General features: G+C 42.3%; 10 protein-coding genes. 3 read left to right on the forward strand and 7 right to left on the reverse strand.

Annotated elements, in window-relative coordinates; all coding sequences use genetic code 11:
- Window positions 1-42 precede the first annotated feature (42 nt).
- The 7 genes from DW862_RS19735 to DW862_RS19765 form a co-directional block, all read right to left on the reverse strand.
- Window positions 43-1392, reverse strand: coding sequence for a DUF1080 domain-containing protein (locus DW862_RS19735; RefSeq protein WP_120070113.1), 1350 nt, complete (start codon window positions 1390-1392; stop codon window positions 43-45).
- 65 nt (window positions 1393-1457) lie between these two features.
- Window positions 1458-2876, reverse strand: a complete 1419-nt coding sequence (locus tag DW862_RS19740) for a Gfo/Idh/MocA family oxidoreductase (RefSeq protein WP_004323915.1) — start codon at window positions 2874-2876, stop codon at window positions 1458-1460.
- Between the two features lie 61 nt (window positions 2877-2937).
- Window positions 2938-3183: a hypothetical protein gene (locus DW862_RS26455; RefSeq protein ID WP_049701368.1), complete on the reverse strand. Its 246-nt coding sequence runs from the start codon at window positions 3181-3183 to the stop codon at window positions 2938-2940.
- A complete protein-coding gene (locus DW862_RS19750) occupies window positions 3180-4475 on the reverse strand; it encodes a Gfo/Idh/MocA family oxidoreductase (RefSeq protein WP_120070076.1) in 1296 nt (431 codons plus the stop codon). Before DW862_RS19750 ends, DW862_RS26455 begins: the two co-directional genes overlap by 4 nt.
- A gap of 39 nt (window positions 4476-4514) precedes the next feature.
- A complete protein-coding gene (locus tag DW862_RS19755) occupies window positions 4515-5522 on the reverse strand; it encodes a family 43 glycosylhydrolase (protein ID WP_120070081.1) in 1008 nt (335 codons plus the stop codon).
- Window positions 5523-5578: 56 nt separating this feature from the next.
- Window positions 5579-9595 (reverse strand): two-component regulator propeller domain-containing protein, encoded by a 4017-nt coding sequence (locus DW862_RS19760; RefSeq protein WP_120070084.1) that lies wholly within the window; start codon window positions 9593-9595, stop codon window positions 5579-5581.
- Between the two features lie 99 nt (window positions 9596-9694).
- Complete coding sequence (locus DW862_RS19765; protein WP_120070087.1) at window positions 9695-11755, reverse strand: acetate--CoA ligase family protein; 2061 nt, start codon at window positions 11753-11755, stop codon at window positions 9695-9697.
- A gap of 48 nt (window positions 11756-11803) precedes the next feature.
- On the opposite strand from DW862_RS19765, the gene DW862_RS26040 reads away from it, so the two are divergent.
- The 3 genes from DW862_RS26040 (at window position 11804) to metG (ending at window position 14968) form a co-directional block, all read left to right on the forward strand.
- Window positions 11804-11971 carry a hypothetical protein gene (locus DW862_RS26040; protein WP_165861953.1) on the forward strand — a complete coding sequence of 56 codons (168 nt, stop codon included), beginning with the start codon at window positions 11804-11806 and terminating at the stop codon, window positions 11969-11971.
- Window positions 11972-12005: 34 nt separating this feature from the next.
- Window positions 12006-12563: a hypothetical protein gene (locus DW862_RS19775; RefSeq protein ID WP_133304336.1), complete on the forward strand. Its 558-nt coding sequence runs from the start codon at window positions 12006-12008 to the stop codon at window positions 12561-12563.
- A gap of 365 nt (window positions 12564-12928) precedes the next feature.
- On the forward strand, window positions 12929-14968 hold the full coding sequence (gene metG / locus DW862_RS19785; RefSeq protein ID WP_004317103.1) for a methionine--tRNA ligase: 2040 nt from the start codon (window positions 12929-12931) through the stop codon (window positions 14966-14968).
- Window positions 14969-15018: the final 50 nt, after the last annotated feature.

Below are 15018 nucleotides of genomic sequence, written 5' to 3' on the forward strand. Positions count from 1 at the left end.
AAAGAATTTTGACATATCTCCCACAATAATATGGAATACGCCTTACTTCAGTTCTTTAATTTTCACGTTCTTGAACCATACTTCGTCTCCGTGATCCTGAAGAAGTATATTTCCTTCCTCCGGATTTCCGAAATTAGGCCAGTTTTTATATTTACTGTATGCTACCAATGCATTCCACATATCATTGTTACGATCATATTCAATCAATTTAACTCCGTTCAACCAATGTTCTACATGGTTACCTTTTACGATAATGGTAGCAGTATTAAACTCTTTCTTGTTGAAAGGTTTATTCTTAGGAGCCGGAATCAAATCATACAACGAACCTAGCTTTCTGTTACCTTTCACACCCAGTTTTGCATCAGGATGTTTGTCATCATCAAGAATCTGGAATTCACAACCGATAGCAGAGCCTGCACCTTTATTCATATCCGGGTTTACGAAATATTTAATTCCGCTATTGGCACCTTCGGTAATCTTAAAATCTACTTTCAGAATAAAGTTCTTGTATTTACGGGTAGTCACAATATCACCGCCATTAGCAGATTCAGCGCCACCACTCTTCATTACTTTCAGAATTCCATCTTCTATCTTCCAGCCTTTTGCAGGGAAAGTAGAAAGCTTAGCTCCTCTCCATCCATCAGTAGTCTTACCATCCCATAATAGAGTCCATCCTTCTTTTACTTCATTCGGAGAAATCGTGTTGGCAATCAGATTCACTTCCGGTGCAGCTTGCGCTTCCGGTGTCTGATAGCGTTCTACGTCTGTCGTACAAATGCGGATATCTTTCCAACTAACAGTTTTACCTTCATCTGCCGCATTTCCAATGGCATGCACTTGCAAAGCAATGAAGCCCACAGGAGTCATATCATCCCAGATATTAGCACAAGGTACTCCGTTTATCCAAGTACGGATTGAGTTACCCACAGCCTCAATACGAGCTTTATTCCATGCATTATTCTTAAAAGCGGTTTTTGCCGACGGATTCAGCGTCAAAGGATAAAGCCAGTTTCTACGTGCCTCATCATAGATACCACCTGACCAAGCGCGTTTGGAAGGATCGATCTCAAACTGATAACCGTGTACACGACCTTTCTTATAATCTTTCTTGCTTTCACTACGAAGCTGTACTCCGGAATTTAAACCGTCATCTACCTTGAAGTCAAACTCAAGGATAAAGTCACCATAATTCTTTGTCGTTGCCAAAAAAGTATTGGGTGTTCCCATTTTAGATACACCGACAATGGCACCATCTACAATTTTATACTCGGCTTTGCCATTCAATTTCTTCCATCCTTTCAGGTTTTTCTCATTGAAAAGAGGTTCCCAATTCTGCGCACCTAAAGAAGCGGTACAGAATAAAAGTAAAGTTAATACGATATTCTTCTTCATAATCATTGATTAGTCTTTCCCACTCCCTTATATTAGAAGAAGGAATGGAAAAGGCTATTTTCTATTTATAATTTATAAAATTCATCCCAACCTTTACGCGGTGGAAGTCCCGCCAGCATTGCATTAGCAAATTCATTATTTGTAATCTGCTTCGTACGAGGATCAAAGAACAACTGTGTATTAAGTCGTTGAGCCATCACCCCCAGTGAGAATACCTGACTCAACACTCCATTGATTTCGAACGGTGAGCGTGTCTTTTCAATACCGTTACATGCCAACAAGAAGTTCTCGAAGTGATTGGAAGGACTTTTAGGAACCTTCGGCAACTTGTCTGCCATCTCTTTTGCTTTCTCCTCCGGAATTATAGACAAAGTGCTTCCATGACTACCACCCTTGAAGATCAAATCCTTAGTATAAATGATCTTTCCTGGATTCAACTTAGACTTCGGAGTATCTCCCTGATTAGTTACCGGGATGTTCGGATCTAGTCCCGAAACTCCATACCCGGCAGGAATAGGAGGAAGATTATCCAAACCATCATACCAGGTAATATCTACCGGTGGCATTCCTTTACGCTGCGGGAAACGGAAGAGAATCGTGGAAGAATACGGGAAGAAGTAATCATTATGCCCTTTTGCATATTGCATAGTGACTTCGTATGGCAATCCCAGTTCCAGGAATTCGTGAGCCGTGTCGAGGATATGTGCTCCCCAGTCGCCCAATGCTCCCATACCAAAATCATACCAACAACGCCATTGTCCCAAATGATAATCTTTATTATACTCGTGATAAGGAGTAACTCCGAGCCAAGTGTCCCAATCCAGATCTTTCGGCAGTTGCTGACCGGAAGGAAGTTTATAAATATTAGTGTCCCATTTATGCCAACGACGTGGGTTATTCATGTGGGCAGTGATAGCAGTAACGTCTTTGATAATTCCCGCATCCATCCAGGCTTTAAACTGGAAATAGTTTGCTTCAGAATGTCCCTGATTTCCTACTTGAGTAACCAAGTTCGGACGTTTAAGCGCAGCTTGCATCAACAGTTCCGCTTCATAGAAGGTACGTGCCAGCGGTTTCTCTACATATACGTGCTTTCCGGATGCCAAAGCCAGCATACTGATCGGGAAATGCGAATGGTCGGGAGTAGCAATTGCTACAGCATCAAATTCGTTACCGGCCTTATCAAACATTTGGCGGAAATCCCTAAACTGCTTTGCTTTCGGATATTTAGCCATTATCTTTTGTGTATGTTTGGCACCCATGTCTACATCACATAAAGCCACCACTTCCACCATACCTGTCCGTGCAAAGTCTTCAATAATCTGCTCTCCACGGTTGCCAATGCCGATATAAGCAATCTTCACTTTGTCACCTCTTCCTTTTTTAGGTGAAGCAGTTTGCGCATGTAATAAATCACCGGTTCCCAATGCCAATCCGGCTGAAGCCATCGACATCGTTTTCAAAAAATCCCTTCGTGTTACCATAAATTATTTATTTTCATTGATATTGATTAAGTTCTTTATTTTTAAATATGCAGAATAACTATCAACTCCTGTTCTTCTTTTTAAATAGTGCTTGCATTCCATAAAACAAGAGACGCAAAATCCCCCAGAAAGCATAAAGCACAAAAGTAAATATAATTATATAAAAAATAGACGTTATCATCTCCGTAAATGGTGCATGATAAGCAATAATTGCATAAAGATGTAGCAAATTAGATACTACGAAACAAACGAGTAAAGTGATTAACTCTATTTTCTTACGTCGTGCGGTTACAATCGTGTCTTTCATATTGCTTCGGATGTTTTTACAGATTGATGGTTCAGATAGTCTATTTTATACTCATCAGGGAAATAGAGTGTCCGTTCTTCTTCCAATGCCTGATGTCCCAACAAACAGAGCATACTTGCATAATACCCTTCTTCTGCGATGTTTTTAGGTTGTTTTTGTGTTATGACGGCCTCAACAAAAGCTTCCAACAACAATGATGTACCATCGCTCTTGGGACGTTCTCCGATAATGAATTCTCCTTTGTTTTCGTTTGCTGTTTCCGGCGCCCAGCTTGTTCCGGCAAAAGGCAGAGAGTCAAACACTTTGTTTTCCCAGTCATTCACCATTTGCAGGAAGGCCGGTGCAGGAGCTACACTTTCAAAGTAATATTTTCCCTTTTCCGGTTCTACCGTTCCGAGATTACCCATGATCTGTTCTTCCAGTCCATAGAATTTATTGGAAATAACAGAGTCAAATGTCATCTTTACCCCATCATCAAACACATATACACAGCTCACATTGTCATACACATCTCTGCCGTCTTTCCAATAAGTGATGGCACCGTGTCCCATCACCTTTTCGGGTATCTTACGCAAAGCCCAGCTTCCGATCTGAAGTTGATGGCAAGCGAGTTCCGTCATCAGTCCTTTTGAGAACTCTTTGTAAAGACGCCAATTTATCAGGCGTTCCAAATTGGGTGAAGGTACCGAACGTCTCCAATCCCCATTCCGATTCCAGAAAGTACGGATGGCATTTATTTCACCAAAGGTACCTGCATGAATCATCTCCATTGCTTTAATGTAACGAGGATCGAACAGGCGCTGTTGTCCTGTGAAGAATATCTTCCCTGTACTACGATGCTTCTGATACATACGGTAACACTCTTCCATCGTGAAACCTATTGACTTTTCACAGAACACATGCTTTCCTGCGTCGAAAGCATCCAATACGATCTTACAATGCGAGCTAAGAGGGGTAGCTACGAGTATAGCATCTATCGACTTATCTTCCAACACTTCCCGGTAGTCACCATACACTTTGGCATTAGGTGCAAGTTTCAATGCGTTCTCAATAGACGGTTTATAAATGTCGCACAATGCTACAATATCGACTTTGGGATTCTTAGCTAAAAATCCCATTAAAAACCGTCCCCGGGAACCAGGCCCGATAATTGCCAGACGACACTTCTCGTTTGAGGTGTTCATCACCTCCGAAAAAGCAGAAAGCCAAGGGCTTGCTGCAAGAAGAGTGCCAGCCCCGGCTATGCCTAAATTCTTTAGAAAATCCCGCCTGCTAATAGGGGTATGTTTCATGCTTGTGGTATTTAAGATTATAATTGGTTTATTTGAAAATCAGTTATTAAATACAGGTGCTTTTTGTGTTTCGTAAGAAGGAGATCCTCCCTCTACGTAAGGCCAACCTTCTTGGTCCCACTTGATCTGGTCCAACAACAGAATACGTCCGTTCTCCGGAGTTGATCTTGAAAATCCATGATACAGAAGCCAGTCTTGTCCGGCATCATCCTGGATAATCTGCGAACCGTGCCCATTGCCTACAAAATGATCATTCGCACCTATCACCAAAGAATAACCATTTTTCAACATCGGTTTACCAGTCTTGTCTTTGTACGGGCCCCATACTTTCTTGGAACGTCCCACTACGACTTTATATGTACTTTTCACTCCTTGACAACAACTTCCTATGGAGGCAAACATATAATAATAATCGCCGTGCTTATGGATATAAACAGCTTCAAAAGCAGTTCCCGCTATTCTCTTTTTTTTCGCTCCCGACATGATCGACAGCCCATCCGCAGTCAGTTCAATAACATATATTCCCCGGAAGCTGCCCCATACCAAATAGTTTCTCCCCTGATACTGCAGGAGACTGGGATCGATTGAGTTCTGTACACCGATCTCATTGCTACGAAACATCTTACCATGATCCGTAAAAGGTCCCTGCGGAGAGTTGGCCGTAGCTACCCCAATTCCGCACGTTTGTTCTCCTCCCCACACCGACATTGCATAATAAAGCACATATTTACCGTTAATATAATTAATGTCAGGTGCCCAGATTCCAGCTTTAGGTTCAAACCTGGGACGAGTTTTATTCGTAAATGCAGTGTTGCAATACGTCCATTCCACCAAATCTTTCGACCTCATGATCGGAACGTTTCTGGTAGATTCGGTAGCATACACATAAAAATAACCATCCGTAGCTTTAATCACCGTAGGGTCGGGCATGGCAATATCTACAACCGGATTCTTATAACTCACCGCAGACTTTGTCTGTGCTCTCCCCTGCGAAAGACAAGCACCTATCATGAATACGAAAACGAACAAATTTACATACTTTTTCATCAAATCATTCCTTTAAAAGCTCCTTTTTACCTTATCTTTATAGCTATAAATTAATATTAACTTACAAAATCTTTGGGTAACACTCCAAATTGCTTCTGGAAACACTTGGCAAAATAAGACGGAGAATTAAACCCTACCATATAGCAAATCTCATTTACCCGGTTTTCTCCCTCTTTCAATAATTGAGCAGCTCTCTTTAAACGCTCCAGACGAAGATATTCATTCGGACTCAAATCCAAGACGCCCTTTATCTTCCGATAGAAATTGGAACGGCTCATATTCAGGCTATCCGCCATATCATCCATGCTAAATTCCGGATTACTATAATTCACTTGGATAACCTCATTCAACTTCTTTATAAAATCTTCGTCAGCTTTTGTCAACGCCATCGTATTGGCAGCCACAAAAGGAGACTGTGCAAAAGCCTTACGTAGTTTCTCTCTATTCTGAATAAGGCTGGAAGCACAAGCCTGCAAATATTCCACAGAGAAAGGTTTCTCCAGATATGCGTCTGCTCCCAATTCCATTCCCTCTATCTTAGACTGGATATTCGTCTTCGCAGTCAACAGTATAACGGGAATATGACTATAATTCAAATCTGACTTTATTCTCTTACATAGTTCAAAACCATCCATCACAGGCATCACAACGTCACTAACCACTAGATTCACATAATTACCATCCAACACTTGTAACGCTTCCTCCCCGTTAGTAGCAGTCAATACAGCATATTCTTTCGATAGCTGACGCACTACAAAGGCAAGCATATCCGGATTATCTTCCACAACCAGCACTGTAGGACGGTTATCTTTCTTTTCCGCCTCTCCAGCAGGAATTTCGCTCATCTTGTCCATTCCTGCTTCCGGTTCCGGTGTTAAAGTGATTGTCATATCCTGAACTATCGGCAAAGTCAGACAGAAGGTATTATTTTCTTCCCCTTCTCCCATAGCCAGGGTTCCTTGATGCAGTTCTGCCAATGAACGGGAAAGAGCTAAGCCGATTCCTGTTCCAGTAGTCACTTTTCCGTCTTCTTTTTCATTAAAACGAACGAAAGGTTTGAAAATTTCCTCTTTCATCTCATTAGGAATAATTACTCCATCATTCTCTGTACGAATAAGGAATGAATTATTATCATCCGCTTCCGACACCTCCAAAAATATATGTACGTAGCTTTCAGCATACTTCACCCCATTGTTCAACAGATTACTGATAATCTTCGTAAACGCCTCCCGGTTCACATGTGCATAAAAATCCTTTTCAGGCACTTGCAAGGTGAATTCCAAACCTTTCTGTTTGGCAAGGGAAGTGAAACGCACATGAGTCTCTTTCAGTACCTCCGTTACATTGCATTTCGCAAAATTCAAGCGGAATCCCTGACTTTCCGTTTTACGGAAGTCAAGTAACTGGTTAGTCAGATTCAACAATCGTTCCGTATTCTGCTTCATTACATTCAGGTCTTCCCGCGTTTCCGCATCGACCTGTTTCTTCAATATAATGTTTTCCAACGGACCTTTAATCAATGTTAGCGGTGTACGTATCTCATGGGCCACATTCGTAAAGAAATCAATCTTTGCATGGTAAACTTCACGTTCCTTCTCCTGCTCGAATTTCTCCATCTGTCGTCGATGTTTGCTATTACTGCGTCTCTTGAAATACACAACAATTTGTAAAGAACAACCGATAATCAACAAAGCATACGCACAATACGCCCATATAGAAAGATAGAAAGGAGGAAGAATATGTACTTCCAATACCACTTCATCGTCACTCCATACTCCATCACTATTGGCAACTTTCACCCGGAAGGTATAATCACCATATCGAAGATTGGAGTAGGTAACAATAGGGCTTTCACCAACTGTCAACCAGTCTGTATCAAAGCCTTCCAACTTATACATAATCCGACTTGTCTTAGGAGCCTGAAAATCCAGCGCGGCTACACGGAAAGAGAAAGAATTCTGATTAGACTGGAGAACAAGCTGGTCAGAGAAAGTGATACTCTTTTCCAACGGAGAGCCCGGTTCACCAGCATATACTTCCTTTCCAAACAGAAAGAAATCAGTAATTACAATAGACGGGAGAAACTTGTTCTCGGAGAAATTCTTGGGATTAAAGGCTATAAAACCATCGATGCTACCCAAATAAATCGTACCATCCTCAGTTTCAAAGCTTGAACGATAATTAAACTGGTCGCCCAACAAGCCATTGGAGGTGGTATATACCTTCATCATTCCGGTAGTAGGTTGAAAGCAGACCAAACCGTTATTAGTTGTCAACCACAAAAATCCTTCTTTGTCCTCCACAATCTGGTATACAACATCGTTCGGCAGTCCGGCCGACAAATTATAATTGGCAAATGTCTCCGTATCCGGCTGAAAACGACAAAAACCTCCTCCTTGAGTAGTCAACCAGATTTGTCGGTGAGAGTCTTCAAAGATACTTAATACCTTATCATACGGGAGACTCTTCGGGTTATTTTCATCGTGCAAATAATTCTTCCATTTCTTTTCACTCACATTGTAGCAATAGGCTCCATTAGCATAAGTTGCCAACCATAGATTTCCTCCGGAGTCCTCCTTTATGTCATACACAAACCGACCGTTCAGTTCCGGTATCCGGTCGAAATCATCAGACTGTTTATTATATCGGAGCAAGCCGAATAAAGTTCCCAGGTAAATATCACCGGTCGTTGTGCAGCAAATAGAGAAAACACTATTATCTATCAATGAACGGGGAGAATCCGTTTTCTGATAGGTTTTCACGATAGCTCCCGTACGCGTATCTACTACTTTCACTCCTTTTGAAAAGGTTCCTACCCAAAGATGATCTCCAATTAAACATAAACCATGCACATTGGTAAAAGCACTACTGGGTGTAAAGAAGGAGAATGTTTTGGTCTTGGGGTTGAAACGATTCAGACCACCGTCCTCCGTACCAATCCACAGAATACCTTGATTATCCTGACAGAACTCACGTACTCGTTTCCCACGCAAACCATTATCAGTCCCTTTGGGATAATATTTCTCGAAATACGTATAAAAACGAGGATAGTAATTCACACCGCCAAAATAAGAGCCAATCCAGATACCACCCTCGCGATCCTTACACAATGAATAAATAGCATTGTCGGATAAAGAATAAGGGTCGTTGATCGAACTGCGCAAATGAACATACTTACCCATTCGGAGATTATAAATATAAAGTCCTGATTCTGCGCCAATCCACAATTCGTTGTCAGAAGCTACCAGCAGTTCACGACAAAAAACAGCCTCTCCACTTTCATCTTTAGAGAGTAAATCATGCAGTTTGTTAGAGGTCAGGTTCAGTTCTTTCACTCCTCCTTTTAAAGAGCCTATATATAGACAATTATATGCTCCTTTCACCAGACCTATCACGACATCATTCTCATAAGTTTTTTGATCGTCTACAGGTGATACATAAGGATGAAGGGTTTGCAAACGGTCTTTCGAATAGAAAAGTCCATCACCATAGCAACCAATCCAAAGGGTTCCGCTATTATCGAAAACAAAAGACTGGACATTGGTGGAGATAAAAGAAAAGTTCTTCAATGTGTGGTTCTGGAGTGTTCCTTCCTCCAGATCATAACAAAATAGTCCCTGCGACTCTACCGCTACCCAGACACATCCTTTGTTGTCTCCGGAGATTGCAGTTACGGTATGCTCTATTTTCGTGTTTTCTGCGCTCAATTCAGCAAAATGACGGAAAGAATCTTTTTCCGGATTATAGATATAAAGTCCTACATCCGTACCTACCCAGATATCTCCTTTTGAGTCCTCATAAAGAGCTGTGATAAAATTATTACCAATGCTCCGCCGTGTGCGGTCATCATGTTTGAATTTGCGGAATGACAAACCGTCATATCTATTCAAACCATCTTTTGTGCCGAACCACATAAAGCCCTGCTTATCCTGCAAAATCGCATTGACCGTATTTTGAGATAACCCGTTCTGTACACTAAGATTTTTGAAATAATAATGCTCGTCCGCCATTTGCGCATGGCAGCCGATCTGATAGCCGATTAAACAGATTAAAAATATGAGAACTTTCTTCATAAATATACGTATTTTCTATCCTTCCGTTTGAGTTACCAAATGTAGGCAAAATCACAGCGGAAAGATAGTAAATATGTCTCAATGAATGAAAGAATAGTCCTATTTTTCTATTCTGATACGCGCGTCAACTGCTACAACGGCCTTTTCTGTTGCTAAGAGCGGATTTATATCCATTTCTTTGATCTCTGTAGCGAAACGTAGTAAAGTGGACAAACGGACAATAATTTCAGCAAATTTATCTTCGTTGACTCCCTTTTGCCCACGTGTTCCCTGAATGATTTTATAAGCACGCAAAGAATGAATCATTGAATAAGCTTCTTCGTAAGAAAGCGGAGCCAAACCGGAAGATACATCTTTCAGCACCTCCACAAAAATACCTCCCAAACCACAAAGTACCACGTGACCGAACTTCTCTTCATATTTTGCGCCAACAAACAGTTCCGTACCTTTCAGCATCGGCTGTACCATAATTGCTCTTGCATCAAGTATCTGCATCATACGATCGAATTCCAGTGCCAGATGTTGCTCACTTTTAATGTTCAAAACGACACCACCGACATCTGATTTGTGCACAGGACCAACAACCTTGGCAACTACCGGAAATCCGCACCGACGGGCAAAAGCTACTATCTCCTCTTTATTGTCGGAAACAAATTCATCTACCAACGGAATACCGGCAGCGTGCAACAATGCCTGTACATAATTGGGAGCGATATAACCATCCTCCGGAATAGAATCAATAATACGACGAATCCTCGGAACGTCCACTCCGAACAGTTCTATTTCAGGAACTGCCGGTTTAGGAGCATTGACGATACGTGAAAGGGCAGTACCCAAGGTCACTTCGTCTGCAAAATTCACATGCCCTTTTGCCAGGAAGGCGGAAACCTCTGCTCCGGCTGTATTAATGGAAGGAAGAATGGGAAAAATCGGTTTCTTGCAAGTCTGCATCTTTTCATGAAGCACATCATACATTTCAAACATAGTAACCAATCCCGGAGTTCCGAAGATAGCCATCATGGCGTCTATATTATCAAGCTTTTCCTCGCAGTAGTCAATGCAAAGGCGCAGATGTTCCGGTGTTCCGGTAGCCAGAATATCAATAGGATTCCCGACGGCAGCACCGGGGAATAGTTGGGCTTTTAGTTCCTCGGCTACTTCTCCCTCCAGCTTAGGCACATTCAGTCCGCCTTTACTCAAGGCATCTGTCAGCATCACTCCCGGGCCTCCGGCATGAGTGATAATGGCAAAATTCTTTCCTTTCAATTCGGGTAAAGTAAACACGCAACCTACGGTAGTCAATTCCTCACGAGAGAAACAGCGCACAATCCCTGCTTTACGGAACAAAGCCTCTACTGCCGAATCGGAACTGGCGATTGCTCCTGTATGGGAAGATGCCGCCCGGCTTCCGCTCTCCGAACTTCCGGCTTTGATTGCCGCAATCTTGCACCCTTTTCTAATCAAAGACGAAGCATGGAATAACAACCTGTCCGGATTCTGAATACTTTCAATATAGAGTAGTTTCAGATGAGAATCTTTTTCGGGATCGAAGTTCTCATCCATAAATTGCAATACATCTTCCACGCCGATCTGCTTGGCGTTTCCCACCGACCAGACTGAATTGAACTGCAAACCTTTTGTTACGGCACTTTCGAGAATAAATACCGCCGTAGCACCGGAGCTGGAAATCAAGTCCACCCCTTTGGGGTTTAAGTTAGGAATCGGCTGGCTGAATACACTATGATGCCATGTATTCATCAATCCAATACAATTAGGACCAATCAGTGAAGCACCGTATTTATTGACTGTTTCCAAAATACGTTCTTCCAACAGTGCCCCTTCGTGAGTTTCTTCACCAAAACCTGCCGAAAGTATGATAAATGCCCTAGTTTGTTTCTTGCTAGCCAATGTTTCCACCATATCAGGACACATCGAAGCAGGCACAGCCAACACCGCCAGATCTGTGTCCGGCAGATCACTCACATCCGCAAAGGCGGGAACTCCCTGTACTTCCTTCTCCTTCGGATTCACCGCCCGAAGTTCTCCCTGATAACCTCCGTTTATCAAATTCTTTAATATTGCGCCACCCGGCTTATGTACATTATTCGATGCCCCTACTACGACAATGCTTTCAGGACGAAGCAACTGGGTTGTTATCATATCATGCTTTGGTTTTCGTTTAACTTAGGTACAAATATATTCTTTCTTATGAGAAAAAAGAAAGAAAAAGGGGAGAATTGTATGCGGAAACAGACTATCAAAGAGAAAAGAACAGAAGATCAGATGGATTATACTTACTTTTTGAGAAATGAAGTAATTATCTCATCATGTACTTCAATTATATTCTGCCCGATGTACAATGAAGAAAGACAATAATGTAGTATATTTGCACACTTACAAACCAACATATATGAAGAAAAACTTACGACTTATCATTGCAATTATATTATCTGGAAGTTGTTTTATATCTTTCTTTACTCAGTGTACCGGTGCATCCAAACAACAAAGTCCGGTAGTACAAACTAGCATCGAAAAGAATAAGGCGGATACAACGCAGACCGAAATCAAAGAAAACGACAACATTGACGAAGACGCAGGAACTACACACCCTGCCGAACGTACATTCATTGATAAAACTACTTCAGAAGACGGAATCGTCATTAGTCACTATACAGAAGACGAAGGTTATACAAATATCTTCGAATATACATGTCCTAATATGGACATGCAACAAGTCTATAACCAGAAAGTGCGCAACATTGAGAAACTTCTGCGGAAAAAACTGCCCGAAAACAACTCACATTATAAAATTGAAACTGACAGCGTCGGGCTGTTAGAAGTGACTTATACATACAAAACCAAGAATCATCTGAAAATCGAACTGTTTTATGGAGGAGGTGTTACCTATGTTGAAATGATTCGTCAAGGAAAGGATGTGAAGGTGGTGGAACAGTATTGTGCTGATTAAAAAGGTATTCCATGTCTTGAATAAATGAGTCGTCTAACACAAACATCATTTTTATATTCCATCAACAACAATTATCACAACAGATACAAGTTCAATTACTTAGATACTCCTAATCTGTTTCGATCTTAAAAATAGAACATAATAGAAAATATAAAAATACCCCGATACAAATTGGCTATTTTCTAGCCAACTTATATCAGGGTAAAACACTTTCTTTTTACCTGTTTTTTTATTACGAAACGTTCCTGTTTCATTCTGTGACCACTTTTCAATGAAATAATCTGTGTTAATCCGTGTAATCTGTGGTGAAAAGTCACTATCTTTGCACATTGCAAAGTTGAAAACAACAAAAATCACACTATATAATGGAAAAGAAATTCAAAAGAACCACCGTCACATCGGCACTGCCGTATGCGAACGGTCCTGTCCATATCGGTCACTTGGCTGGTGTATACGTACCGGCAGATATTTATGTGCGTTATCTGCGTCTGAAAAAAGAAGATGTATTATTCATCGGAGGTTCGGACGAACACGGGGTACCTATCACGATTCGTGCCAAGAAAGAAGGAATTACTCCGCAGGATGTAGTAGACCGTTATCATTCGCTGATAAAAAAATCATTCGAAGAATTCGGTATCTCATTCGACGTGTATAGCCGCACCACTTCACCGACGCATCACCAATTGGCTTCGGATTTCTTCAAAACATTGTACGATAAAGGCGAATTCATCGAAAAAACGTCTGAACAATATTACGACGAGGAAGCAAAAACATTCCTTGCCGACCGTTATATCACCGGAGAATGTCCCCACTGTCATTCAGAAGGCGCTTACGGCGACCAATGCGAAAAGTGCGGAACCTCACTTTCTCCTACGGATCTTATCAACCCGAAAAGCGCCATCAGCGGCAGCAAACCGGTAATGAAAGAAACCAAACACTGGTATCTTCCTCTCGACAAGCACGAAGGATGGCTGCGCAAATGGATTCTGGAAGATCATAAAGAATGGCGTCCCAACGTATACGGCCAATGCAAGAGCTGGCTCGACATGGGACTGCAACCACGTGCCGTGAGCCGTGACCTCGATTGGGGTATCCCTGTTCCCGTAGAAGGAGCAGAAGGCAAAGTGCTCTACGTATGGTTTGACGCTCCTATCGGATACATCTCCAATACCAAAGAACTTCTCCCCGACAGTTGGGAAACATGGTGGAAAGATCCTGAAACCCGCCTGATCCATTTCATCGGGAAAGACAACATCGTGTTCCACTGCATCGTATTCCCTGCCATGCTGAAAGCAGAAGGCAGCTATATCCTGCCGGACAACGTGCCGAGCAACGAATTCCTCAACCTCGAAGGAGACAAAATCTCCACTTCCCGCAACTGGGCTGTATGGTTGCACGAATACCTGGCGGACTTCCCCGGCAAACAGGACGTACTCCGCTACGTACTGACCGCCAACGCACCGGAAACAAAAGACAACGACTTCACCTGGAAAGACTTCCAGGCACGCAATAACAACGAACTGGTAGCCGTATACGGTAACTTCGTGAACCGTGCAATGGTATTGACTCAAAAATACTTCGACGGGCGCGTACCTGCACAAGGTGAACTGACCGACTACGACAAGGAAACGCTGAAAGAATTTGCAGACGTAAAAGCAGAAGTGGAAAAACTGCTCGACGTATTCAAATTCCGCGATGCACAGAAAGAAGCCATGAACTTGGCACGTATCGGCAACAAATACCTGGCCGACACTGAACCGTGGAAACTGGCAAAAACAGATATGGAGCGTGTCGGTACCATCCTCAACATCTCCCTGCAACTGGTTGCCAACCTTGCCATCGCTTTCGATCCGTTCCTGCCGTTCAGCTCGGAAAAACTCCGCAAAATGCTGAACATGAATACTTTCGAATGGTCTGAACTGGGACGCGACAACCTTCTGCCTGTAGGTCACCAATTGAACAAACCGGAATTATTGTTCGAAAAGATTGAGGACGCTACTATCGAAGCACAAGTACAAAAATTGCTCGATACAAAGAAAGCAAATGAAGAAGCCAACTACAAGGCTAATCCTATCCGTCCGAACATCGAATTCGACGACTTCACGAAACTGGATATCCGTGTAGGTACCATTCTTGAATGTCAGAAAGTGCCGAAAGCTGATAAACTGCTGCAATTCAAGATTGACGACGGACTGGAAACACGTACCATCGTATCGGGTATTGCCAAACATTATCAACCGGAAGAACTGGTAGGCAAACAGGTTTGCTTCATCGCCAACCTTGCTCCGCGCAAACTGAAAGGCATCGTCAGCGAAGGCATGATTCTAAGTGCCGAAAACAACGACGGCAGTCTGGCAGTTATTATGCCGGGACGTGAGGTGAAGCCGGGCAGCGAAGTAAAATAAAGATTTCCAATTGCGCCTACAGTATAGGCGCAATTAGAAATAACTAATTA

The sequence above is a fragment of the Bacteroides sp. AM37-9 genome (genome assembly GCF_003603455.1).
GTDB lineage: Bacteria > Bacteroidota > Bacteroidia > Bacteroidales > Bacteroidaceae > Bacteroides > Bacteroides xylanisolvens.